23 protein-coding genes and 1 tRNA gene are annotated in these 22,347 nt (G+C 61.1%); 14 read left to right on the forward strand and 10 right to left on the reverse strand.

Features of this window, described 5'->3' with window-relative positions; all coding sequences use genetic code 11:
• Window positions 1-3: 3 nt before the first annotated feature.
• Both CGZ66_RS15265 and CGZ66_RS15270 read right to left on the reverse strand, forming a co-directional pair.
• A complete protein-coding gene (locus CGZ66_RS15265) occupies window positions 4-1,098 on the reverse strand; it encodes a CobW family GTP-binding protein (RefSeq protein ID WP_095084925.1) in 1,095 nt (364 codons plus the stop codon).
• Between the two features lie 4 nt (window positions 1,099-1,102).
• A complete protein-coding gene (locus CGZ66_RS15270; RefSeq protein WP_095084926.1) occupies window positions 1,103-2,272 on the reverse strand; it encodes a D-alanyl-D-alanine carboxypeptidase family protein in 1,170 nt (389 codons plus the stop codon).
• 217 nt (window positions 2,273-2,489) lie between these two features.
• Between CGZ66_RS15270 and CGZ66_RS15275 the strand changes: the two genes are divergently transcribed.
• The 3 genes from CGZ66_RS15275 (at window position 2,490) to CGZ66_RS15285 (ending at window position 5,390) form a co-directional block, all read left to right on the forward strand.
• A complete protein-coding gene (locus CGZ66_RS15275) occupies window positions 2,490-3,653 on the forward strand; it encodes a M20 aminoacylase family protein (protein ID WP_095084927.1) in 1,164 nt (387 codons plus the stop codon).
• A gap of 85 nt (window positions 3,654-3,738) precedes the next feature.
• Window positions 3,739-3,815, forward strand: a tRNA-Arg gene (locus CGZ66_RS15280).
• Window positions 3,816-4,178: 363 nt separating this feature from the next.
• On the forward strand, window positions 4,179-5,390 hold the full coding sequence (locus CGZ66_RS15285) for a recombinase family protein (protein ID WP_280952806.1): 1,212 nt from the start codon (window positions 4,179-4,181) through the stop codon (window positions 5,388-5,390).
• Here CGZ66_RS15285 and CGZ66_RS15290 read toward each other — a convergent pair.
• Window positions 5,387-6,333 (reverse strand): IS630 family transposase gene (locus tag CGZ66_RS15290; protein ID WP_417568608.1). Its coding sequence is split into 2 segments (ribosomal slippage): window positions 5,387-5,989 and window positions 5,992-6,333, totalling 945 coding nucleotides; the frame shifts between segments, so codons are not numbered across the junction. The two genes, CGZ66_RS15285 and CGZ66_RS15290, sit on opposite strands and share 4 nt — an antisense overlap.
• A gap of 390 nt (window positions 6,334-6,723) precedes the next feature.
• On the opposite strand from CGZ66_RS15290, the gene CGZ66_RS15295 reads away from it, so the two are divergent.
• A complete protein-coding gene (locus CGZ66_RS15295) occupies window positions 6,724-7,026 on the forward strand; it encodes a helix-turn-helix domain-containing protein (RefSeq protein ID WP_095084930.1) in 303 nt (100 codons plus the stop codon).
• A gap of 185 nt (window positions 7,027-7,211) precedes the next feature.
• On the opposite strand, the gene CGZ66_RS15300 is transcribed toward CGZ66_RS15295, so the two are convergent.
• The gene (locus CGZ66_RS15300) at window positions 7,212-8,123 is read right to left on the reverse strand and encodes a LysR family transcriptional regulator (protein ID WP_023708401.1); all 912 of its coding nucleotides are present in this window, start codon (window positions 8,121-8,123) and stop codon (window positions 7,212-7,214) included.
• Between the two features lie 423 nt (window positions 8,124-8,546).
• Here CGZ66_RS15300 and CGZ66_RS15305 point away from each other — a divergent pair, with 423 nt between their 5' ends.
• From CGZ66_RS15305 to CGZ66_RS15350, 10 genes are all read left to right on the forward strand, one after another.
• Window positions 8,547-9,350 (forward strand): ATP-binding cassette domain-containing protein, encoded by an 804-nt coding sequence (locus CGZ66_RS15305; RefSeq protein ID WP_280952804.1) that lies wholly within the window; start codon window positions 8,547-8,549, stop codon window positions 9,348-9,350.
• A 16-nt stretch (window positions 9,351-9,366) separates the two neighbouring features.
• Window positions 9,367-10,032 (forward strand): ABC transporter permease, encoded by a 666-nt coding sequence (locus CGZ66_RS15310; RefSeq protein WP_023708403.1) that lies wholly within the window; start codon window positions 9,367-9,369, stop codon window positions 10,030-10,032.
• A gap of 103 nt (window positions 10,033-10,135) precedes the next feature.
• A protein-coding gene (locus CGZ66_RS15315) for an IS630 family transposase (RefSeq protein ID WP_417568608.1) occupies window positions 10,136-11,082 on the forward strand; the annotation gives its coding sequence in 2 pieces (ribosomal slippage) (window positions 10,136-10,477 and window positions 10,480-11,082; 945 coding nt in all).
• A 26-nt stretch (window positions 11,083-11,108) separates the two neighbouring features.
• Window positions 11,109-11,837 (forward strand): ABC transporter permease, encoded by a 729-nt coding sequence (locus CGZ66_RS15320; RefSeq protein WP_095084931.1) that lies wholly within the window; start codon window positions 11,109-11,111, stop codon window positions 11,835-11,837.
• A complete protein-coding gene (gene alr, locus CGZ66_RS15325) occupies window positions 11,834-12,958 on the forward strand; it encodes an alanine racemase (protein ID WP_023708405.1) in 1,125 nt (374 codons plus the stop codon). Before CGZ66_RS15320 ends, alr begins: the two co-directional genes overlap by 4 nt.
• Before the next feature lie 43 nt (window positions 12,959-13,001).
• Window positions 13,002-13,847 carry a transporter substrate-binding domain-containing protein gene (locus CGZ66_RS15330; protein ID WP_095084932.1) on the forward strand — a complete coding sequence of 282 codons (846 nt, stop codon included), beginning with the start codon at window positions 13,002-13,004 and terminating at the stop codon, window positions 13,845-13,847.
• Window positions 13,848-13,947: 100 nt separating this feature from the next.
• Complete coding sequence (locus CGZ66_RS15335; RefSeq protein WP_095085027.1) at window positions 13,948-15,180, forward strand: CapA family protein; 1,233 nt, start codon at window positions 13,948-13,950, stop codon at window positions 15,178-15,180.
• Window positions 15,181-15,387: 207 nt separating this feature from the next.
• A complete protein-coding gene (locus CGZ66_RS15340; RefSeq protein ID WP_084565923.1) occupies window positions 15,388-16,137 on the forward strand; it encodes a helix-turn-helix transcriptional regulator in 750 nt (249 codons plus the stop codon).
• Window positions 16,138-16,211: 74 nt separating this feature from the next.
• Window positions 16,212-16,814 carry an acyl-homoserine-lactone synthase gene (locus tag CGZ66_RS15345; RefSeq protein ID WP_095085028.1) on the forward strand — a complete coding sequence of 201 codons (603 nt, stop codon included), beginning with the start codon at window positions 16,212-16,214 and terminating at the stop codon, window positions 16,812-16,814.
• Window positions 16,815-16,849: 35 nt separating this feature from the next.
• Entirely contained in the window at window positions 16,850-17,266 is a 417-nt protein-coding gene (locus CGZ66_RS15350; RefSeq protein WP_095084933.1) for a LysR family transcriptional regulator, read from the forward strand.
• A 25-nt stretch (window positions 17,267-17,291) separates the two neighbouring features.
• Here CGZ66_RS15350 and CGZ66_RS15355 read toward each other — a convergent pair whose 3' ends face one another.
• From CGZ66_RS15355 to trbK-alt, 6 genes are read right to left on the reverse strand one after another with little or no spacing between them, the layout of a single operon-like run.
• Window positions 17,292-17,519, reverse strand: coding sequence for a DUF2274 domain-containing protein (locus CGZ66_RS15355; RefSeq protein ID WP_023708411.1), 228 nt, complete (start codon window positions 17,517-17,519; stop codon window positions 17,292-17,294).
• Window position 17,520: 1 nt separating this feature from the next.
• On the reverse strand, window positions 17,521-18,765 hold the full coding sequence (locus CGZ66_RS15360; protein ID WP_095084934.1) for a TraB/TrbI/VirB10 family type IV secretion system protein: 1,245 nt from the start codon (window positions 18,763-18,765) through the stop codon (window positions 17,521-17,523).
• Window positions 18,762-19,901 carry a P-type conjugative transfer protein TrbG gene (gene trbG, locus CGZ66_RS15365; protein ID WP_245331101.1) on the reverse strand — a complete coding sequence of 380 codons (1,140 nt, stop codon included), beginning with the start codon at window positions 19,899-19,901 and terminating at the stop codon, window positions 18,762-18,764. The genes CGZ66_RS15360 and trbG overlap by 4 nt, the downstream gene beginning before the upstream one ends.
• Window positions 19,898-20,581, reverse strand: coding sequence for a conjugal transfer protein TrbF (gene trbF, locus CGZ66_RS15370; protein ID WP_095084935.1), 684 nt, complete (start codon window positions 20,579-20,581; stop codon window positions 19,898-19,900). The genes trbG and trbF overlap by 4 nt, the downstream gene beginning before the upstream one ends.
• Window positions 20,582-20,583: 2 nt before the next feature.
• The gene (gene trbL / locus CGZ66_RS15375; protein ID WP_095084936.1) at window positions 20,584-21,945 is read right to left on the reverse strand and encodes a P-type conjugative transfer protein TrbL; all 1,362 of its coding nucleotides are present in this window, start codon (window positions 21,943-21,945) and stop codon (window positions 20,584-20,586) included.
• 1 nt (window position 21,946) lies between these two features.
• On the reverse strand, window positions 21,947-22,342 hold the full coding sequence (gene trbK-alt / locus CGZ66_RS15380) for a putative entry exclusion protein TrbK-alt (protein WP_095084937.1): 396 nt from the start codon (window positions 22,340-22,342) through the stop codon (window positions 21,947-21,949).
• Window positions 22,343-22,347 lie beyond the last annotated feature (5 nt).

Consider the following 22,347-nt stretch of genomic DNA (forward strand, 5'->3'; position numbering starts at 1 on the left):
AGTTTACCCTCCCGCGATCGCCAGCGGATTGTTTTCCAGCGCCGCGCGGTCTGGCGTGTCGATCGACGGCCGGTTGGTGAACGCGGCGAACAGCCGACGCACATAGTCTTCCGGCATGTCGAGCGTGATCAGCACCAGCCGCGTTCCGCGCTGGCCATCCGGCCAGGACGGCAATTGCACCGGTGGATGCAGGATTTTCTGCACGCCATGGATCACCAACGGCCGCGACGGGTCTTCGCTGAGCTCGATGACGCCCTTCATCCGTAGCAGACGCTCGCCATGTGCCGAGCGCAACAGGTCGAGAAACATCTCGATAGCTGAAAACGGCACCGGGCCGTCGTGGACCAGCGAATAAGAACGCACGCGCTGATCGTGGCCGTGGCCGTGGTCATGCTCGTGATCATGGCCGTCATGATGATGATGATCATGCGCCTCGCCCAGCCAGCGCCGCACATCGGCGGATTTGGTCGCCGGATTGTAGAGACCGCAATCAAACAGCGCCGCCACGCCTGTCTTCGTGTCGGCAACGTCAAGCAAATCGGCGCCCGGATTGATCTGCCGCAGCCGCGCCCGCAGCGTTTCCAATTCATCCGGGTCGGTGACCAGATCGGCCTTGCTGAGCACGATGCGGTCGGCAACCGCCACCTGCTTGACCGCTTCGACATGCGCGTCGAGCGTGGCATTGCCATTGACCGCGTCGACCAGCGTGATGACGCCGTCGAGCCGGAAGGCCTGGACCAGAGCGGGGTGCGCCATGATCGACTGCAGCACCGGCGCCGGATCGGCAAGCCCCGTGGTTTCGACGATGACGCGGGCCAGTCGGGCGATGCGGCCGGTCTGCAGCCGGTCGACCAGGTCGGCCAGCGTGTCGACCAGTTCGCCGCGCACAGTGCAGCACAGGCAGCCGTCCGACAGCTGGATGATGCCGTCGGACGCCTGCTCGACCAGCAGATGGTCGATCGCCACTTCGCCAAACTCGTTGATGATGACCGCCGTGTCGGCCAGCGCCGGATCCTTCAACAGCCGGTTGAGCAGTGTCGTCTTGCCGGCGCCGAGAAAACCGGTCAGCACTGAAACAGGGATCGGGAAGCCGCTCATCCGGCTAGTTCGCGACCTTGACCGGCTGGTCGCCTTGCGCGGCGGGACCGGCAACGACCGGGCCTGTGCCGGCCGGCGCCGGCTGGTCGGGACGCCAGCTCGGGATCGGCACGTCGGCATACTCCTGGCCGCCCTGGTCGAGCATGGCCTTCGGCGCCGGACCGGTGGCGCCGCCAAGGCCGACGGCAACCAGCGTCGGGACATGGTCGAGCTTCTCATGGTAGGGTGATTTCGGCACATCCTTGGCGGCAGCGGCGGCGGGCGGCGCTTCGGACTGCTCCGCCCGCGCCTTCTTCTTGCAGATCTCGTCCTGCATGTCGTTGGGCGAGACGGTGTCGCCGTAGGGCGCCAGCGTGGCGATGGTGGCCGAACCGGCGGCGGGCGTGTCAAAACCCTGGTCGAGCAGTTTCGCTGCGGCCTCGGCACGGGTGATTGCGGACTTCTCGCCAAGCACGACCGCCACCAGCGTGCGCCCATTGCGGGTCGCCGAGCCGATCATGTTGAAGCCTGAGGGGCAGACGAAGCCCGTCTTCATGCCGTCGGCGCCGGGATACCGGCCGATCAGCAGATTGTAGTTCGGGATCGCCTTCTTGCCGACCGCAAGCCCCTCGATCGAGAACCACGGCGCATATTGCGGAAATTCACGCCGGATGGCCATCACCAGCACGGCGAGGTCGCGCGCCGTCGTATACTGGTCCGGCGAATAGAGCCCGTTCGGATTGACGAAATGCGTGCCGTTCATGCCGAGGCGGGTCGCCTCGGCGTTCATCCGTTCGGCGAAGGCTGCCTGCGAGCCGCCAATATTCTCGCCGACAGCCATGGCGATGTCATTGGCGGACTTGACCAGCATCATCTTCAGCGCGTTGTCGAGCCGCATCACCGAGCCAGGCTTGAAGCCCATCTTGCTTGGCGGCTGGGAGGCCGAATGTTTCGTCACCTTGATCGGCGAATCGAGCTGGACCTCGCCGGCCGCGATCGCCCGGAAGGTCACATAAGCGGTCATCAGCTTGCTCAGCGACGCCGGATACCAGCGCTTGAACGCATCCTGATGCTGCAGGATCTGGCCGTTGTTGAGATCGAACACAACGACCGGATTGGCCTGCGCCGACCCGGCCAGGACCGACAGCACGATTGCGCCAGCCGAGAATAGTTTGAGGAAATGCCTGTGCCGCATGATCAAATCCGAAATCGCCTCTTGCCGTAGTCGCCCCTGGCTCCGTAAGATTTCGTTACGCGATCGCCAGCACGATGCAGTCCGACCCTCAAAAACCGGACTGCATCGTTGCGGTGCTATTTACTCTATGTGACGCCAACATGGCAAAGCGCCTGACGATCACAATTGCAAGGCAGCGGACAACACCCGCCTGTCCCAACAGCGAGATGGAACCATCATGCCAATCCTGAACCGTGCCGCCGAAATGCAGGACGAAGTTGCCGGCTGGCGCCAGCATCTGCACCAGTCGCCGGAACTGAACTTCGACGTCTTCAAGACCGCCGCCTTCGTCACCGAGAAGCTGAAGGCCTTCGGTTGCGACGACGTGGTCACCGGTCTCGGCAAGACCGGCGTGGTTGGCATCATCCGCGGCCGCCAGGGCGAAGGCCCCACCATCGGCCTGCGCGCGGACATGGATGCGCTGCCGCTCAACGAGACCTCCGGCAAGCCCTACGCCTCGACCATTCCCGGCAAGATGCATGCCTGCGGCCATGACGGCCATACGGCGATGCTTTTGGGTGCCGCGAAATACCTCGCCGAGACGCGCAACTTTACCGGCTCGGTGGCGGTGATCTTCCAGCCGGCCGAGGAAGGCGGCGGCGGCGGCAACGAGATGGTCAAGGACGGCATGATGGAGCGTTTCGACATCTCCAAGGTGTTCGGCATGCACAACATGCCCGGCCTGCCTGTCGGGCAGTTCGCCATCCGCCCGGGCCCGATCATGGCGGCGACGGCCGAGTTCACCATCACCGTCCGTGGCAAGGGCGGCCATGCGGCGATGCCGCACGGCACCATCGACCCGATCGTCATCACCAGCCAGTTGGTCGGCGCCTTGCAGACGATCGCCTCGCGCAGCACCGATCCGGTCGAGGCCGTGGTGGTGTCGGTGACCAAGTTCCACGCCGGCGATGCCTACAACATCATCCCCGAGACGGCCGAGATCGCTGGTACCGTGCGTACCCTGCGCAAGCAAATCGCCAAAAAGTCCGAAGAGCGCATCCGCGCCATCTGCGACGGGCTGGCGACCGCGTTTGGCGCCAGGATCGAGGTCGATTATCAGGCGAATTACCCCGTGACCTTCAATCATGCGGAAGAGACGGTGTTTGCCAGCGATATCGCGGCCGGTGTCGCCGGCGATGCCCATGTGCATCGCGGCATCCAGCCGGTGATGGGCGGCGAGGATTTCTCCTACATGCTGGAAGCCCGCCCCGGCGCCTTCATCTTCATCGGCAATGGCGACACCGCCGGTCTCCACCACCCGGCCTACGACTTCAACGACGAGGTCATCCCGCACGGCATGAGCTATTGGGTGAAACTGGCGGAGACGGCACTCGCCGCCTGATGCCTGTCACCCACGGGGCTGGCCGAATTGCGTTCGGCCGGCCTCTTGGCGAAACGATCCGAAGCGGCTATGTGTCTGGCCGCGTGGTCCCGTAGCTCAGTAGGATAGAGCGGCAGATTCCTAATCTGTAGGTCACAGGTTCGATTCCTGTCGGGATCACCAACGTTTTCAGATGTTTAGTGATTTGTTGCCGTACTTTTTTGCCAATTAGTACGGCAATTAGTACGGCGTTTTTGACAATCAATCCGCCATTCTGATGTGAATTCGCTTGGGGTTACCAGCGACCCAACGTCTCGAGCCGCGCGAAGCACTTGCGCGGCAAGTTTAGAGTCACGGCACGCCTCGGCCGACGATCCGAGGACGGCAAAGGCCATCGCCGAGATGAACAGCGCGGCAACTTAACACCCGATATGTCTTGGTTAGAGCACGTGAGCGTTGTAATATTCGATCTTCGGAAGCACGCCCTTCTATTGATATCTGGCCTGAGCTATCCGGGGAGATACCATGGCGCGTGGGTTGCCAAGCATGCCTCGTGTGCTAGCGGCGCAATACATCCGCATGTCAACCGAACACCAGCGCTATTCGCTGGAAAACCAGGCCGCGGCAATCGCGGAGTATGCAGAAACATGGGGGTATGCTGTCGTTCAGACCTATGCCGATGCCGGTAAAAGTGGGCTAAGCCTGAAAGGGAGGGATGGTCTCAAGCAATTGTTGGCCGATGTCGTGACAGGCCAACACGCTTATTCAGCTGTTCTGGTTCTGGATGTAAGCCGGTGGGGTCGATTTCAAGATACGGACCAGGCCGCACACTACGAGTTTCTTTGTCGAGATGCTGGAGTCAGCGTTGAGTATTGCGGTGAACCTTTCGAAAACGATGGCAGCATGGTTTCGAGCATCGTCAAAAATCTGAAGCGCGTGATGGCGGGAGAGTACAGCCGGGAATTGTCGTCGAAAATCTCAAGGGCGCAAACGCAGCAGGCACGCCTTGGGTTTAAGCAAGGTGGTAATTTGCCATATGGGATACGACGGCTCCTGGTCAATAAAGATGGTGAGCCCCGATTTTTGCTCGGACCCGGTGAGCAAAAGGGACTGAGCACTGATCGTGTGATTGTTGTGCCAGGCCCGCCGGAGGAGCTCAGAACAGTTCGCCGAATTTTTCGCATGTTTGTCAGTCAAAAGCGAAGCATGCTGAACATTGTGAAGGTGCTGAACGATGAGCTGGTTCCTTCGACCGACGGCTGCGCGTGGACCCCCGGGCGTGTCAAAAGCGTGCTGACCAGCGAGCTGATGGTTGGATATTACGTGTACAACCGAACGACGCAAAAAATGAGGGGAGAAACGAAACGCAACCCTCCGTTTCTGTGGGTTAGAGTCAAGATGATGGACCCGATTGTCGACGGTAAGGTTTTTGCGAAAGCGCAGCGGGAGTTGGCATTTAAACGTGGCTACGGGTTTACAGAAGCCGACATGCTCAAGAGACTGAAGCGGCTCTTTAAGGAGAGAAAAAGACTGTCTTCGAGGATCATTGATGACTGCCTATACACGCCCTGCGCAAGATCTTACGATAAGCATTTTGGAAGCCGTCGGGCCGCCTACGCAATTGTCGGGTACAAGTGCCGGGCGGTTGCTAGGCGCGGTCGATGGTACTCCAATGATGAACTTCTAGATGGTATCCGGCGACTACATAATAAGTTCGGATACGTTACACTAGAGCAGTTTCTGGATAATCACGGTTAGGCATCGTAGCCGGCGTGGGCGAACAGGTTTTCGCATTCTTTGGGGTGGAAACGATCGATGGCGACGGCCACGGCGTCCCATAATTCCGGGATGGACCGGGCTGCTGCCTTTCGCAGTAAAGCCTTCAGCTTGGCGAAGGCCATCTCAATGGGGTTAAAGTCCGGGGAGTAGGGCGGAAGATAGCGAAGGGAAGCCCCCGCAGCCTCGATGATTTCGCGGACACCGACCACTTTATGAGCAGGCAGGTTGTCCATCACGACGACATCGTCGGGTTGAAGCGTCGGCACGAGGACGCGGCGCAAGTAGACCAGGAATGCTTCGCCATCCATGGCGCCGTCCAGGAGCCAGGGCGCGACGATCCCGTCGAGGCGCAGGCCGGCCGTGAAGGTCGTGGATTTCCAGTGCCCATGAGGAACAGCCGCCCGGCAACGCTGTCCACGCGCAGAGCGGCCTCGTAGCCGGGCCATCTTGGTATTGAGGCCACTTTCGTCGATGAAGATCAGGCGGCTCGGATCGAGATCGAGTTGGCCTTCGAACCACTCTTCCCGCGCTGCCAAAACATCCGGTCGCTGCTGTTCGGCCGCGTGCGCTGTCTTTTTTTGTACGTGATGCCACGCTTTGCGAAGAACGCATGGACCGTCGTCAGGCTGGCTTTGACCCCGCGCTCTGCCGCAAGGCGATCGACGATCTCGGCAAGCGTGATGTCCCGCTCATCGGTCTCGACCAAGGCGAGAATGAAAGTCTCGTGCGCGTCCAGCTTCGATACCTTCGGCTTGCCCTGCCGCCCAGGTTCCAGATTGCCGCTCGAACGCCAGGCCCGATACCATGCACCAGACGTCGATATCCCGATGGCAAACCGCCGTGCCGCTTCTCGGGTCGACAGGCCTGCCTCTATCGCCTCGATAACACGCGTCCGCAAATCCAGGCTGTAAGCTCGTGCCATGCCGCTGCTCCTTCCGCAAATCACTTCGATCAGGGAATCAGAACAAGCCGTTCACTGCAAACAAACGACTCCGATTAAGGGAAAACCGCTCTAGCGCTTATCGATGCGGATTCACAACTGCCCACGTATCGCGTGTTCGCTGAACGCTTCGGCTCGATGTTTAAGGCCTACGAACTGGCGGGCTTCCCCACCACCAGGGGAGAACAGGCCGAGGCAGCACGAAGAAGGGCCAAGCTACGGTCCTTCGAGCCACGCCGAACCGACGTTTCAAAGCCCGTCCCAGACACAGCACTCATCGAAGAGGTCGCGTCCTCTGACTCGCAATCGTCTTACTAAGAATGATATGCCAAAGCATATCAGACGTTTCACCTGATATACAGAGACATATCGATGCGCCATGAGACCGACGACATCATTCAAACTCTGCGTCGCGCCCGCAGAGACAAAGGGCTAAGCCAGCGCAAGCTCAGCACACGGATCGGAGTGCCGCAAAGCCATATCTCCAAGATCGAGAGCGGGGCAACTGACCTCAGGCTTTCGAGCTTGGTCGAGCATGCCCGCGCACTTGATCATGAAGTGGTCGTTGTACCGCGCAGGGCGCTGTCCGCAGTTAAAGCAATTGTCGCCAACTCAGCGCTGCACAAGGGCATCATCCTGCGGCGTCCAGCACATCAACTCGACGATGACGACTAGGATGCCTGTTGCGCCGGCATCGTTACCCAGCCCTGCCGGTGCGACCCGGGTGCGAACCAAGTCGAGGCTTCCGAAGCATCGCTCAAGGCTTGCGCGGCAACCAAGTCATTGGTGCCTGCAACTGGCCGCCAGCTTTTCCGTTAGATGGTTTGCCCGGAGATGCTGCCGGTTCAACGCCAATTCCGTCATGCGGGATCCCGCAGCGCATCGGCGAGCCGTTCCCTTGCCAGTTGCAGTTGGCCGCTTAACTTGCGTCCCCGCTGCCAGAACACGACGTAGTGATAAATTGCGCTTGGCTCAAAGGGCCGAAACTGGAGGCCAAAGAACGCACACTCTTTCGCAACGATACTGTTGGTCACCGAGATCCCGATACCAGCCGCAATGAATGCAGCCTCATGCCCGTTGGCGTCAACCTCGACGGCAATATTCGGCTCCACGCCCATGTAGCGCAGAGCGTTCAAGTCCATCTGGTGAGTATTTTGGCGCGGCTCTATATCTATCATTGGCTCGTCGCGCAAATCTTCCGGCGTTATCAGGTCCTTCTCGCCCAGCCGATGCCCCGCCGGAAAGAGACAGACATTGGTCGCAGTCGCGACCGGCATCCAATCAAAGAGTCTTTCGTCGAGTGGTAGACGCGATAGGCCCAGATCAGCACGCCCGTTGAGAACATGCTCTGCGACGTCCTGGTAGCTGCCTGACTTGACGTGGAAGACACATGAGCGGTCATCGACACGGATCTGCCTGACAGCCCGCGGGACAAGGGTGAAGCAAAAGATGTCTGGCGCCGCGATGCCGATTGCATGACCCTCAATTCCCTTCAGCGCCGCGATCGACTTTCCAACCCTGTCAAGGCTCAAGAACGTCCCATCGATCTCGCGAAGCAGTTCCCAGGCCTGCGCCGTTGCGACGAGCCGGTTTCCCTCGCGCCTAAACAGCGGCACGGTGAGCGCCGTCTCCAATTGCGCGACCTGTTGGCTTACCGCCGACTGGGTGACGCGAAGGACCTTGGCGGCCTGACGTTCAGACCCCAGTCGCACGACCTCTCGGAAAATCTGCAGCTGGCGGAGTGTTACCCCTGTGTTCGCAATCTCGACCAAGTTTGCTCCCGTCGGTCGTGCCCGGCGCTTTTACGCCCGCAGTCGTTGACCGACACGACAACAACTTATCATGCGGCAGCGTGACCTGTTGAGCAAGCACGATTATTGGGCAGAAAACGCGCGTTTTCGGCACTAGCGCACGATTGGCTATATTAGCTCAGCTTATATGAAAAGAATCTGGCTTATAAATTGACCGGTCCACTTCTCTTGGCCGATTGTAGTGCCAGATCACGGTCAAGCTTCGTCGCCCGCTGAGATGAACTCTCGGGCGTCGCCCAGCCGCTGCCGGGTTTCAACGCAGAACGGGAATGACGGATGATGCGACCTTGGTCGGCAGCAGTGCGGAGCTTTTGTCCCAGTTCCGGGAAGGCTCGATTGCCAAAGCGGTTGGCGCGCATCGCATGTACGGCGGGAGCCGTTTCGTTGGCACCCTCCGATCTCGATAGGCCAGGCTGCGATGATGTGGCGGCCCTCAGGGTAGAAGGACTTGAAAAATCGTTCGGCAATTATCCGGTTCTACGCGGCGTTACGCTCACTGCCCACCGGCACGAGGTGATCGGCATTCTGGGAAGCAGCGGCTCGGGCAAGAGCACGCTGTTGCGCTGCCTCAACCTGCTTGAGCTGCCGAACCGCGGGCGCATGTGGGTCTTGGGTGAGCGGTTGAAGCTTCGCGAGGCGGTAAACGGCCGTGGCGGCGCCATTCTAGACCGGCGCCAGATTCAAAGGGTGAGGGCCTCCCTGGGGATGGTCTTTCAGAGCTTCAACTTGTGGCCGCACAGAACGATCCTTGAGAATGTCGCGGAAGGCCCAACGCACGTCCTGCGACAGTCACGGCGGGAAGCGATCGGGGTCGCGGAGCAATATCTCGCGCAGGTCGGCCTTGCGGACAGGCGCCATCACTATCCGCACCAACTTTCGGGCGGGCAGCAGCAACGTGCGGGCATCGCCCGGGCTCTCGCCATGGAGCCCGCCGTTCTGTTGTTCGATGAGCCGACGTCGGCGCTTGATCCCGAGTTGACCGGCGAGGTGCTCAAGGTCATCCGGTCACTGGCCGAGGAGGGGCGCACTATGCTTCTGGTAACCCATGAGCTCGCCTTCGCCAGAGAGGTCTCTACGCGCGCTGCGTTCATGCACGACGGCAAAATCGAAGAAGAGGGGCCATCGCGGCAGCTATTCCTTGAGCCGGCTTCCGAACGGCTCCGCCGATTCCTTCAATCGCATTATTGATGGGGCGACCTGCGTCATGAACGGCTTCGCCATACAATTCCTGCACGGACTCTGCATGACAGTGCTGGTCGCGGCCATCAGCGGTGTGCTGGGGACCGCCGTCGGCCTCGCCGGCGCCGCGTCGAAGCTGTCAGCGTATCGGATTCCGATGTGGCTGGCCGAGGTCTACACGACCGTGATCAGGGGCGTGCCCGAACTGCTTGTGATCCTCCTCATCTATTTCGGAGGAACGGCCGCGATCACATTCGCGATCGGCCGATATGTCGAGATCAGCGCCCTCTCGGCAGGGGTCATCGCGCTGACCGTCATTTTTGGCGCCTATTCCACCGAGATATTCCGCGGCGCGATCTTGAGTATCCCGCGTGGGCAATGGGAAGCCGCATCATCGATCGGCCTGAAATCCTGGCAGATTTGGTTGCTCGTGATCTTGCCGCAGATGGTGCGCGTGGCGTTGCCGGCCTTCTGCAACCTCTGGATCTCGCTCCTCAAGGACACAGCGCTGATTTCGGTGGTCGGCCTGACAGATATTATGCGTGTCGCCTTCGTCGGCGCGGGCTCCATGAGGGCGCCGCTGACGTTCTATCTGGCCGCCTCCGCGCTCTACCTGCTGCTCACCAGCGTCTCGCTGTTGGCGTTCAGAAGGCTCGAGCAACACATCGCTGTGCCAGGCCAGTTGCGCTGAGGGAGGAAGATAGAGCGGTTTTCCCTTAATCGGAGTCGTTTGTTTGCAGTGAACGGCTTGTTCTGATTCCCTGATCGAAGTGATTTGCGGAAGGAGCAGCGGCATGGCACGAGCTTACAGCCTGGATTTGCGGACGCGTGTTATCGAGGCGATAGAGGCAGGCCTGTCGACCCGAGAAGCGGCACGGCGGTTTGCCATCGGGATATCGACGTCTGGTGCATGGTATCGGGCCTGGCGTTCGAGCGGCAATCTGGAACCTGGGCGGCAGGGCAAGCCGAAGGTATCGAAGCTGGACGCGCACGAGACTTTCATTCTCGCCTTGGTCGAGACCGATGAGCGGGACATCACGCTTGCCGAGATCGTCGATCGCCTTGCGGCAGAGCGCGGGGTCAAAGCCAGCCTGACGACGGTCCATGCGTTCTTCGCAAAGCGTGGCATCACGTACAAAAAAAGACAGCGCACGCGGCCGAACAGCAGCGACCGGATGTTTTGGCAGCGCGGGAAGAGTGGTTCGAAGGCCAACTCGATCTCGATCCGAGCCGCCTGATCTTCATCGACGAAAGTGGCCTCAATACCAAGATGGCCCGGCTACGAGGCCGCTCTGCGCGTGGACAGCGTTGCCGGGCGGCTGTTCCTCATGGGCACTGGAAATCCACGACCTTCACGGCCGGCCTGCGCCTCGACGGGATCGTCGCGCCCTGGCTCCTGGACGGCGCCATGGATGGCGAAGCATTCCTGGTCTACTTGCGCCGCGTCCTCGTGCCGACGCTTCAACCCGACGATGTCGTCGTGATGGACAACCTGCCTGCTCATAAAGTGGTCGGTGTCCGCGAAATCATCGAGGCTGCGGGGGCTTCCCTTCGCTATCTTCCGCCCTACTCCCCGGACTTTAACCCCATTGAGATGGCCTTCGCCAAGCTGAAGGCTTTACTGCGAAAGGCAGCAGCCCGGTCCATCCCGGAATTATGGGACGCCGTGGCCGTCGCCATCGATCGTTTCCACCCCAAAGAATGCGAAAACCTGTTCGCCCACGCCGGCTACGATGCCTAACCGTGATTATCCAGAAACTGCTCTAGATGCAGATCGACATCTTCCTCCAAAGTATCGTGACACTGGCGAACGCAGCGTTCCTGACGATAGCGCTGACGGTCCCGTCGCTGGTGATCGGCTTCGTCATCTCCGTGCCCTTGGCATTCATGCGGGCATCGGACCGCCGATATCTTTCGTCGGCCATACTGGCCTACACCTACGTGGTTCGCGGCACGCCGTTGCTGGTGCAACTCTTCCTTATCTACTACGGCCTCGGCCAGATCGACGTGATCCGCCACAGCCCCCTCTGGGTATTGTTGCGCGACCCCTTCTGGTGCGCGCTGCTCGCCTTCTCGCTGAACAGCGCCGCCTACACGACGGAACTCTTCCGGGGTGCAATCCAGGCGGTGCCTCGCGGATTGGTCGAAGCCGCGGAAGCCGTCGGCATGTCACGTTTGCAGCAGGCAAGGCTCATCACATTTCCCATCGCGTTCCGCGCGGCATTGCCGTCCTACACCAACGAGGTCATCGGGCTGCTGAAAGCCAGTTCCTTGGCCAGCACGGTGACGCTTCTCGAAATCACCGGCGTAGCGCGCCGGCTCGTTTCCGAGACTTTCGCGCCCTATGAAATATTCCTCGCCGCAGGCGTCATCTATCTCGCTCTCACATACCTAGTAACCTCGATCTTTCGCCTTCTGGAGAGGCACCTCGCAGGCGCTAAGCCGAAAGTAGCACGAGAGACGGCGATGCTCTCGTTGCGGCGGATTTCGCCATGACGGATGCGCTGTCCCAGTTAGCGTCCCCAGCTGCAGCGTCCTGTTGGCGCGAGATCAGCCTTTCGGCGATCATCCACAACTATCGCGCTGTCAGGGTTGCCGTGGGACCCGCCGTCAAGATCTTTGCCTGCCTCAAAAACGATGCCTATGGCTGTGGCGCCGCAGAGGTCGCAGCTGTACTGGCGGCCGAGGGGGTGGACGGGTTCGGCGTTGCCTCAGCGCGAGACGCCTATCGCGTCCGCTCGCGAGCTTCCCGAACGCCAATTCTGCTCTATCCCGGCATAAGTCCCCAATGGGCCAGGGATGTGTCGAAGCAGGACCTCACAATCACCCTTTCGAATGTATCCGAGTTGGACGCCTGGGCGGCGACCTCGGAAAGGCTGGCCGCCTTCGTCAAGGTCGACCTCGGTTTCTGGCGCGCCGGCGCACTTCCGTCCGAGATCGAAGGATTGCTCGATAGGGCCGCCGCTACACCCAATATCGACGTCAAGGGCTTGTACGCGCATTTGAACGAACTTCCAGGCACCGGGCCGACAGCCAGTGAGCAGTGGAGCCGCCTGAAAGACCTTTTGGCAACTATCAGTCGACGACCCGCTATCATCATGTTGTCCAGCAGCGACGGAGTGCTGCGCCATCCCGAGATGGATCTGGATGCGGTCGACCCTGGGGCAATGCTGTTCGGCATCGCGGACACGGCGAGGGCGGCACGCCCACTCACCCTCAAACCAGCGCTTCACGCGATCAAGGCTCGGCTCGTTTCGGTCAAACGGGCCGATGCCAGCATAGGCCCTGTACCTGATCTGCCCGGTTATAGCTCCGACATGCAAATCGGCGTGCTTGGCATAGGCTGGGGACACGGCCTGCCGAGGGATTTGCCATTTGGCGCCAGCGCGATCATCCGTGGGAAGCGGATCCCGCTGCTTGCTCCCCTGCACCTGGAGCATGTGCGTGTCGACCTGACCTGCATTCCGGATGCTGCCCTCGGCGACGAAGCGATCCTGCTCGGATCAGCCGATGGCGAACACATCGATCTCGCCGAACTGGCCAGGCATTGGCGCACCGACAGCGTCGGCATCTGCTGCGGGCTGCAGCCGGATCTGGCGCGAGTCTACACGCTCTGAACCCACGAACGGACATCGCAACCAAAAAAGGGGGAATCAAATCATGCCTAAACATCTTTTGCCGATCGCCTTCGCAGCCATGTTATGGACGACGGGCGCTCACGCCGGCACTCGAACCGCGATCACCATCGCCTCCGAGGGTGCATCTCCGCCATGGGACTCGATCGATTCCAACGGCCAGCTCGTCGGCTACGACATCGACGTCGGCAAGGAATTGTGCCGCCGCATGGCCATCGAATGCAAGTTCGTAGCGCAGGATTGGGACGGGATCATCCCTGCACTTACCGTTGGAAAATACGACGCGATTATCTCTGGGATGTCCATCACCGAGAAGCGCAAGAAGACCATATCGTTCTCTGCGCCCTACGCGATCGGCACCAACCAGATCGTCATGCGCCGGGATCTGAACTTGCCTCCAACCGACATAAAGCTGAAGCTGGACCTCACCGGAATCGACGCCGGCAAACAGGCGATCCTCGACCAGCTCAAGGCGGCCCTGACTGGGAAAAATCTCGGCGTGCTGCGCTCCTCCAATTCCGAGGCAGTCTTGACCGACCTGTTCGGCAAAGTGGCGACGATCCGGAGCTACGACTCTCTGGAGAACCTGAAGCTTGATCTCGCCGCCGACCGGATCGACGGCGGATTAGCCGATTACTCCAACTGGAAGCTGTTTCTGGACAGTCCGGACGGACAAAACGCAGCTTTCTATGGTCCGCAACTCTTTGGCGGGACGTGGGGACCCGGCATTGGCATCGGCATCAGGAAGGACGATGGCGACCTGGTGGAGGCGTTCAACAAGGCGATTGCCGGCGCGGTCACCGACGGCACGTTGAAGAAACTCAGCCTGCAATGGTTCGGCTTCGACATCTCTCCACCCGAGACGCCCTGAGCGCCATCGCGCAAGTTCTCCAAATTGCGGCATGGCGGAGCAACAGGATCCGCCATGCCCTACCCTGAAGTTCGTCCTTTTGAAAAGATTCTGTCCAACAATGACACCCTTCACCGTGGCAATGACTGGCCAATCCCTGATCCATCACGATATCCGCGCGTCATCGGACAGCAGTTTTCATGACCTTGTGCAGATGTTGAAGACCGCCGACGTCGCCTTCACCAATCTCGAGACGACCATAACGGGACGTCACCCTGGCTGGCCGATGAAGGGATCGTTTTTCGGTTGCTCCGAACCGTTGGTCCTCGACGTTCTGGAAGACATGGGTATCAACACTCTCTCCTTGGCGAACAACCACGCCTTTGACCTGGGTCCAGGTGGGGTGCTGTCCACTATCGAGGAGGTGGGCGCGCGCGGGTTTCTCCATGCCGGCACAGGCGCTGACCGTGCCACCGCGATGACACCCCGATCGAAGAGGTTGGGAGCCAAGACGGTTACCTTGGCTGCCATGGATGCCGGACCCGGACCGGCGACGATGTATGCCGACGACGCAGCTTCCGACAGGCCCGCTCGGCCAGGCGTCAACAGGCTGGAGGTGCGTCGGCTCTTCGGGGTCGATCCTGAAAAGTTCGACATGCTGACCGCCATACAGTCGGCATTCAAGAGCGGCGAGTTAGAGAGGGCAAACTATTACCAACCAGACGATCCGCCAGTCGTGAGCGACCCTCGCGATATTGACTTCTATGGGACGGTGTTCCGACGGTCGGCCCAGAACCGACGGCACATTCTCATGGACCAAACCAGTGCGTCCAACCAGCTTGCCGCCATAAGCGACGCCGCCCACCGTGGTGAGTTCGTCATAGCCTATCTTCACCATCACCATTGGGAGCCCGACTGGCGCGAAGTTCCCGACTGGGTGAGAGTATTCGCCAGAAGGTGCGTCGACGCCGGTGCGCGGATATTTGCCTGCCACGGCGCGCCTGTGCTGCAGCCGGTGGAGATTTACAAATCTGCCCCACTGTTTTTTGGGCTCGGCAATTTCATCTTTCACGTTCCAGAGCACGAGGCTGAGTGGAACTCGGCCGACGTCTGGAAAAGCGTTGTCGCCCGTTGCTGCTTCAATGAGGGCGGGGCGCTCAGTGCCATGTCACTGGAACCGATCATCCTGGGCGGAGAGAAATCTCTTGAGACGGGGCTACCTCACACGAGGCGCGTGCCGGTGCTAGCCAGGAGCGAGATGGGCCGCTCAATCATCGCGGATCTTGCCCGGCGATCGGCGTCTTATGGCACGAAGATCGAAGCGGACTGCTCGTCAGGAAGATTAGTCTTATGAGCGCTGCTTAGGCCAGATTTGATCGCGTGACCGAACACGGAAAGGCTGCCTCGGGCCGGAGACCAGAAGTCAGTGCACAGCGACTGCACCACCCCATAGACCCGATGAGTAATACCGCTCCGGTCTGTCGGATACGAAGCGGACGGAGGGCGACACATTTAGGCTGCGGCAGCGGCTCCTGCCCTGTATGGATGGCAACTGACGGTGATGAAAGAAACCGCAATTTGGCGCAGGCGTCTTGATGATACGCTTGAATCCGTTGGTAGAATTCGGGGGAGTTCGACCCAACAAGAGATTTGTCAGCACCTACTTTGTTATGCTGGACGATTTGGCGCCACGAACCTGCTGGCAGGCTCAATTCCTCCGCCTCGAGCCCTGAAACGTGAGCAGGTTTCACACGTATTGCTCAACGCTTGGCCTGAACAGTGGTCCGAGCGCTACTTTTCAAATGGCTATCTCTATCGCGACCCTACCATTCAACTTGTAAATCGGGGTAATGCACCTTTCCTTTGGAGCGAGATCAATCAAGTGTGCAGGGTTTGCCGCGTCGGCCGACGGGTGATGGAGGAGGCTACTGAGTTCAAACTACGCAAGGGCTTGACGATACCGTTCGCGACGTTGGAAGGTCAGGCGGTCGGGTTTTCTATTGCAGGTGAAAAGCTCGAACCAAATTCTCACGACCGTCTCGCATTTCAGTTCATCGCCGCTTACGCTCTTGGCTGCGCGGCTGTTCTCGCAGACGGAAAGCGGAACACGAGGCCAGCGCGTCTTTCTCCGCGGCAGCATGATGTTCTCAGATGGGCTTCCGAAGGCCTCACCGTGGACGAAATCGCCGATCATCTCCACATCAGCCGCAATACTGTGGATACTCACTTGCGCTTGGTGCGCGAGAGGCTCGGCGTTACAAGCACAATACACGCTGTCGCGGAAGCTTTCCGCCTGGGCTTGATCGCCTAATCTCACGCAACTACGTGATGCCGCCTTCTTTCGGAAAGGACCATTGGTTGACCTCGAACTGGAGGACAACCAAGATGCTTCTTGTCGTTACGGCGCACAATGCGGAAGAATATCAGGCAGAGTTGGATCAGGCGTTCCGTCTTCGCCACAGGGTGTTTGTCGAAGAAAAGGGCTGGACAGATTTGTGGCGCGAAGACGGTCGTGAAATGGACCGCTTCGACGATGAGCACGCAGTCCACATGCTCTTTACAGCCGAAGACCGCATTGTCGGTTACCAGCGAATGCTGCCTTCGACGCGGCCCCACCTGCTGTCCGAGGTCCTATCGGACCTTAGCGAAGGCGAGCGGCCGGTCGGCGAGAACATTTGGGAATGGACGCGCTACTGCGTCGAGCCACAATATCGCGAACGGGGACGGATGCTCAGTCCGGTGGCGAATGCGCTTTTGTCCGGCATCGTCGAGTGGGGATTGGACAGAAACATCGACACGATCATCATCGAAATGAACCCGCTGTGGCTGCTGCGGCTGGTGCAGTTGCATTTCAGGGTGACGCCACTGGGGTTGCCGAAGGTCATAGGCGGCGAAGAGACGGTGGCGGTGACAGCGAGCTTCGATGAACGCACTCTCCAAAGGCTTCGCGAGACACGCAGCCCAAACACTCACAACTCAATCTTGTGACAAGCGCTGCATCATCTCCGCACAAAGGAAGCGCAATGTGGCGCTCCATTCAACTGGTCACGCTTTACTGTACGATCGTTGTGGCCGAGGAAGGTAGCTTTCTCGGTGCCTCCCGGCGGTTGCGAATTCATCATTCCGCGCTCAGCAGGCGGATTAGGCATCTTGAGTTGATGGTGGGCGTTGCTTTGTTCGAACGCCACCCGGGTGGGGTCAAGGCGGCAGCTGCCGGCGAACATTTACTGGCTAAAATACGCAGCATTCTGACCGATCTGGATGAAGCGCTTAACCGTGTTGAACCAAGGGGGCCGGGGAAGAGTGTCCAACCATCGATCGGGTTGGATGCGCCCCTTTGCAGCTGCGCGTTTCTCAATGCCGTCGTTGGATCGATGGCCAGTGATCCCGAAATAGCTCCCTTCATCTCATTTCTCCGAAGGCTGCATCCTGCGCCTTGATACCCATCATCGTCCGCGGGCGAATCTAGCTGCCTTTTAGACCATGCCGGGCTCGGGTGAACGCCCGATCTGCTGCCATGAATCGCGCCAGCATCGGTGCAATGAGCTTTGCCGGATCGACAACTTTCTGGTCCGTCTCGCGGCCGAGGATCTCGGCATAGGCGGTCAGGTCACGGTGCAATGCCGCGGGGAGTTCCACCATGACCTTGACGGGTTTGTCGTCGGCGATTGGTCCCAGTTTCAGCTTGGCCATTTCAGCCTCCGTAAGGTTCGAGCACGAGATCGCGAGTGACGATCACGCGCACCGGGAATCCCGGTCGGATGGTGAGCGTCGGCGCTATGTTGAGCTGCCGCTGGACGATCTGCTGGCCTGTCTGGCTGATGCTGTCGGAAGCACCCTGGCGAAGGGCGCGCATGATGTCGCTCTCCTGGCCCGATGAGCCTGCCTGCGCCCCGATGCTCAGAACCGTGGAAAGTGCTGCAGCCTTGAACAACTCGCCCCAGTGATAGTCGACGCCGTCCTCGAGGCCAGCATAGCCCTCGGCGTCCGCGCCAGGCTCACGTTCCAGAACGATGGAGCGGCCGTCTGAAAAAATCAGTCTGGTCCATACCAGCAACACGCGACGCTGGCCAAAGCCGACACCATTGTCATACTGGCCGATGAGGCGCGTCCCCTGAGGAATGAGACGGATTTGTCCGGTGGGGCTGTCATAGACATTCTCCGTCACCTGCGCGGTAATCTGACCCGGCAGGTCGGAACGAATGCCGGTGATGAGGGCGGCTGCGATGACGGCGCCCGCCTGCAGGACGTTCTTCGACGCCGGCGCCGCGACACGATCCGACGAGACGGTGCGTTTGTCCGGTGGCTGATCGAGGAACGCGAGCTGGCAGTCCTGCGCCGAGGGCGTCGCCGGCTGCGGCGCGAGGCCTAGGCTGGAAAGGTCGGCCTGTGGCGGGGTGCCTGTTGTAGACTGAGTGGCAGTCGCCTCACCAGCAGGCCGCGTTTGCGTGGACGCGAACAGACGCGCGGTCCTCGCCGCTTCCAGTTCCTGCTCCCGGCGCTGCTCCTCCGGGTCCGGTCCAACGGGGCCTGTCGATGGCGCGAGGCCTCCATTTTGCGCGTTCAGGATCGGACGGCCGAGATCGCCCGGAAGCGGTGGGCCAAGCCTCGGAACGCCGGCATAGTCCTTTGGCAGGTCGGCAAGCCCATCGGGCGTCGAACGATTATCGGTTGAATACAGCTCCTGCCCCTGGCCTTGTTGACGGTTCTGCAGCGCATAAATCAGCGCGCCGCCAACTGCCAGGCTTGCGGCGAGCCCCAATCCGGCAAGCGCCTTGCGCGACAGACGCGTCACGCGCGGCGGCTCGGCGCGCAGCCGCATGGCCGCGGCAGGCTCACCTGTCAACGGACGGGCGTGATCTTCGGCTGGCTCCGCCCTTTCTGCGTCATGCATCGGCCCCAGGCCTTCTTCCTTCCCGGGATCCATTTTGTCGCTCATGATGACGACCCTCCCCTGTCTGTTCGGAGGTACGTCGCTGGCGGGGTCTCACCAGGGCCACGCATCCATGAAAATCGACTGCTCTTCACCCCATCGGTGCGGGAGACGCGGACGCGCTTCTGGTTCTTGCCGGCGCCGAAGCGCAACTCAGCGGCGGCAAACAGCCGATCGACGATGAGGTAGTTGCCGCGCACGCGATAGTTCACCAGATCCGACGTGTCGCCTTCCGGCCCAACCACGAAGAGTGGCGGCATCTCGCCCTGGCCGATGCCTCGGGGGAACTCGATGAACACCTGCTTGCCATCGTCGAAGGCCCGCAACGGCCGCCACGGTGCGCGATCGCCGGTCACCTCGTAGCGGAAATTGACGCGAGCGAGATCGATGCCCGTCGAGACCGGCTGTGCAGCCTCAGCCTGCTGGTTCTGCCTGCGCAAGGCGATGAGTTGGTCCTGCGGGTATTGCCAGGAAACCGATGCCATATAGGTCGACGGCGTCGAGCGCAGTTCCATGTGATAGGTGCGCCGATCGGTATTGATGACGAGATTGGTTATGAGTTCGGCGCGCGTCGGCTTGACAAGGATGTGGACTTGCTTGGCCTCGACGGCACCGCTCTCGGTATCGCCGATGATCCAGCGCACGGTGTCGCCGGCGGCGACGGGACCGGAGCCGACGAGCTGCTCGCCGGGCTGGAGCGCGATGTCGGTGATCTGCCCGGGCGAGGCATAGACCTGATAGAGCGCGCCATCGACGAACGGATAGACCTGCATCGAGTTGATGAAGCCGTTGCGCACAGGCTGGACGCGCGCGGCCGCGTTGGCCAGGTTCACGCGCGCGGTCGGATCAGTCGGTTCCGGCTCGGGCTTTGCGTCCTTGCCGACCGGCTTCAACTGGCCTGGAAGCGGCAGCGGCTTTGACAGTTCGACCACCTTGACGGGCGGGGGCGGATCGACGGCCTGCACGGCCGGGACCGGATCGTCATAGGAAATCTCCGGTGGCTTCTGCCTGGCGGCACAGCCCGCAAGCGCCGAAGTGCAAAGCAGAAGTGCTGGAAAGGCTATCTTGCGGAAAGCCGGCACTGCGTGGATGAGGAAAGTTGGACACCCCCAGTGGGCGGCCTTGAAGAGTGCGGGCGTCATTGTCCAAGCTCCTTCGACCAGTTGATGGCGTTGATGTAGATGCCGAGCGGGTTCTTCCTCAGCGCGTCGGCGTCGCGCGGAGGCTGCACGACAATGGTGAGAATGGCGGACCAGCGCTCCGTGGAAGCGAGGGAGCTGTCCTGATAGCGGCGTTCGACCCAGGCGATTCGGAAGCTCACCGGCGATGCGCGGATGACCGACGAGACATCGACCGCGACCTGCTGCTTACCGACCTTGGTGAACGGGTCATTGGCGCGCGCATAGTCGTTGAGAGCCAGCGCCCCGCCCTGCGTCGCGAAATCATAGGCGCGCAGCCAGTTCTGCCGCACGATTACCGGATCGGCGGGGATCGACCTCACCTGTTCGATGAAGTGCGCCAGGTAGAAGGCGATCTGCGGATCGTTCGGCTGATAGTCGCCGACCGCAGGGGCGACAGCCTGCGCCTGGCCGAGACGATCGACTTGCACAACCCAGGGCACGATCGAGCCGTTGGCGGATTGCCAGACGAGTGCGGCGGAGAAGCCCGCGGCGAGCGCCAGGGAACCGAAAGCCATGTAACGCCAGTTGCGCGCCTGCACGCGAGCCGAACCGATGCGCTCGTCCCAGACCTGCGCAGCGCGCTGGTAGGGCGTCTCGGGTTGTGGGGATTTGCCGTAATGCGTGGACGGTCGTTTGAACATGCTCAGTCTCTTTCAGAGAGGTTGATCGAGGAGCCGCCGCCATGGCTGTCACCACTGCGAACAGCGTGAGCGGCGGCCTGGACGCCATGGGTCATCTGTTGCGAGCGCTTCATGCGCTTTGCCCAGGCGGGCTGACTCTCGGTGGCGGAGGACGCGGCGGGAGCGGAGCCGGCTTCGGCGGCGTTCGCGCCGATTGTGCCAGCGGTGGATGATCCACCCGTCGTCTCGAAGGCAGCGCGAGCGCCCGACTGGTAGCTCTGCTTCATGCCGCCTGCCGCATTATTGGCCGCGCGCTTCAGCGGTGAGATAGCGCCCTGTGCGCCAGCGTTCATGACACCGCCGAGCCCGGATGCGACCCCGGAAAGGCCAGACTCTCCGGCCGCGCCGAGATTGTAGGCTGTGGATGCCCTGCCCGCGGTCGCGGCACCGCCACGGGCCGCCGCCGCGGCGCCGCCGCTGACAGCCGCGCCGCCGGACATGACGGCGCCGCCGGCCGCTGCGCCCACTGCTCCCATGCCGCCGGCGGCGAGCCCGGTGCCGACCGCCGCGCCCGCGCCGAGCTGCGGGCCGCCGGAGACGAGACCGTTGGCAATGCCCGGTCCAAAGATGCCAAGGCCGAGCAGCGACAGCGCGGCCAGCACGATCGCCATGGCATCGTCGATCGACGGCGTGTTGCCACCGAAGCCTGCGGTGAACTCGGAAAAGAGGGTCGAGCCGATGCCGATGATGACGGCGAGCACCAGCACCTTGATGCCGGACGAGATGACGTTGCCAAGCACGCGCTCGGCCATGAAGGCGGATTTGCCGAACAGACCGAAGGGGATCAGCACGAAACCGGCAAGCGTCGTCAGCTTGAATTCGATCAGCGTGACGAAGAGCTGGATCGCGAGGATGAAGAAGGCCAGCAGCACCAGCGCCCAGGCGAAGAACATGCAGGCGATCTGGATGAAGTTCTCGAAGAAGGACCAATAGCCCATCAGGTTCGAGATCGAGTCCAGCAACGGCCGGCCGGCGTCGAGCCCGGTCTGCGCCACCTTGCCCGGGCGCATGAGATCGTTGACGGTAAAACCCGTACCCGAGGCCTTCAGGCCAAGCCCAGCGAAGCTTTCGAAGACGATGCGGGCGAGATTGTTCCAGTTGGAGATGAGATAGGCAAAAACGCCGACGAACAGGGTCTTCTTGACGAGGCGCGCCATGATGTCGTCGTCAGCACCCCAGGACCAGAAGAGCGCAGCCAACGTCACGTCAATAACGATCAGGGTTGTGGCGATGAAGCCGACCTCGCCGCCGAGCAGGCCGAAGCCGCTGTCGATGTAGCGCGTGAAGACTTCGAGGAAATGATCGATGACGCCCATGCCACCCATGTCAGCGAGCCTCCGGCCGGGGCGGCTCGACCTGCATCGCGGGAGCGGTCACATCCATCCGCTCGCCTTCTTTCCGGTCGGCCGACGCCGCCACATTTGGAAACAGTGGTGTCGGCGCTACCGGAGCAGGCGCGGTTGCCGCGTCACGTTGACCGAGAAACCGGCGCCGGCTTTCTGCCCATGCCTTCAAGCAACCGGGATCGCGAGGACCGGCCTCGCCGATCCCGGAACAGCGGCGCAATTCGGACGCGAGCGGGTCTTGTGACTCGATGGAACGGTCCCGCGTCGCCAGGGCGTCAGGCTCATCGTCCTTGCTGCTCATCTCGATCGCGGTCACTGTCAAAGCGACCGCGATGAAGACGACCGCGCCGATGCGAGCGAGCATCTTGCCATCCATCGCGC

This window comes from Mesorhizobium sophorae, assembly GCF_002270415.1.
Taxonomy (GTDB): Bacteria; Pseudomonadota; Alphaproteobacteria; order Rhizobiales; family Rhizobiaceae; genus Mesorhizobium; species Mesorhizobium sophorae.

What these genes read in the sequence shown, in the direction of transcription:
- CGZ66_RS15265 (WP_095084925.1), bottom strand. Translation starts at nt 1,098, where the DNA reads ATGAGCGGCTTCCCGATCCCTGTTTCAGTGCTGACCGGTTTTCTCGGC.
- CGZ66_RS15270 (WP_095084926.1), bottom strand. Translation starts at nt 2,272, where the DNA reads ATGCGGCACAGGCATTTCCTCAAACTATTCTCGGCTGGCGCAATCGTG.
- CGZ66_RS15275 (WP_095084927.1), top strand. Translation starts at nt 2,490, where the DNA reads ATGCCAATCCTGAACCGTGCCGCCGAAATGCAGGACGAAGTTGCCGGC.
- CGZ66_RS15285 (WP_280952806.1), top strand. Translation starts at nt 4,179, where the DNA reads ATGCCTCGTGTGCTAGCGGCGCAATACATCCGCATGTCAACCGAACAC.
- CGZ66_RS15295 (WP_095084930.1), top strand. Translation starts at nt 6,724, where the DNA reads ATGCGCCATGAGACCGACGACATCATTCAAACTCTGCGTCGCGCCCGC.
- CGZ66_RS15310 (WP_023708403.1), top strand. Translation starts at nt 9,367, where the DNA reads ATGAACGGCTTCGCCATACAATTCCTGCACGGACTCTGCATGACAGTG.
- CGZ66_RS15320 (WP_095084931.1), top strand. Translation starts at nt 11,109, where the DNA reads ATGCAGATCGACATCTTCCTCCAAAGTATCGTGACACTGGCGAACGCA.
- alr (WP_023708405.1), top strand. Translation starts at nt 11,834, where the DNA reads ATGACGGATGCGCTGTCCCAGTTAGCGTCCCCAGCTGCAGCGTCCTGT.
- CGZ66_RS15330 (WP_095084932.1), top strand. Translation starts at nt 13,002, where the DNA reads ATGCCTAAACATCTTTTGCCGATCGCCTTCGCAGCCATGTTATGGACG.
- CGZ66_RS15335 (WP_095085027.1), top strand. Translation starts at nt 13,948, where the DNA reads ATGACACCCTTCACCGTGGCAATGACTGGCCAATCCCTGATCCATCAC.
- CGZ66_RS15340 (WP_084565923.1), top strand. Translation starts at nt 15,388, where the DNA reads ATGAAAGAAACCGCAATTTGGCGCAGGCGTCTTGATGATACGCTTGAA.
- CGZ66_RS15345 (WP_095085028.1), top strand. Translation starts at nt 16,212, where the DNA reads ATGCTTCTTGTCGTTACGGCGCACAATGCGGAAGAATATCAGGCAGAG.
- CGZ66_RS15350 (WP_095084933.1), top strand. Translation starts at nt 16,850, where the DNA reads ATGTGGCGCTCCATTCAACTGGTCACGCTTTACTGTACGATCGTTGTG.
- CGZ66_RS15355 (WP_023708411.1), bottom strand. Translation starts at nt 17,519, where the DNA reads ATGGCCAAGCTGAAACTGGGACCAATCGCCGACGACAAACCCGTCAAG.
- CGZ66_RS15360 (WP_095084934.1), bottom strand. Translation starts at nt 18,765, where the DNA reads ATGAGCGACAAAATGGATCCCGGGAAGGAAGAAGGCCTGGGGCCGATG.
- trbG (WP_245331101.1), bottom strand. Translation starts at nt 19,901, where the DNA reads ATGACGCCCGCACTCTTCAAGGCCGCCCACTGGGGGTGTCCAACTTTC.
- trbF (WP_095084935.1), bottom strand. Translation starts at nt 20,581, where the DNA reads ATGTTCAAACGACCGTCCACGCATTACGGCAAATCCCCACAACCCGAG.
- trbL (WP_095084936.1), bottom strand. Translation starts at nt 21,945, where the DNA reads ATGGGTGGCATGGGCGTCATCGATCATTTCCTCGAAGTCTTCACGCGC.
- trbK-alt (WP_095084937.1), bottom strand. Translation starts at nt 22,342, where the DNA reads ATGGATGGCAAGATGCTCGCTCGCATCGGCGCGGTCGTCTTCATCGCG.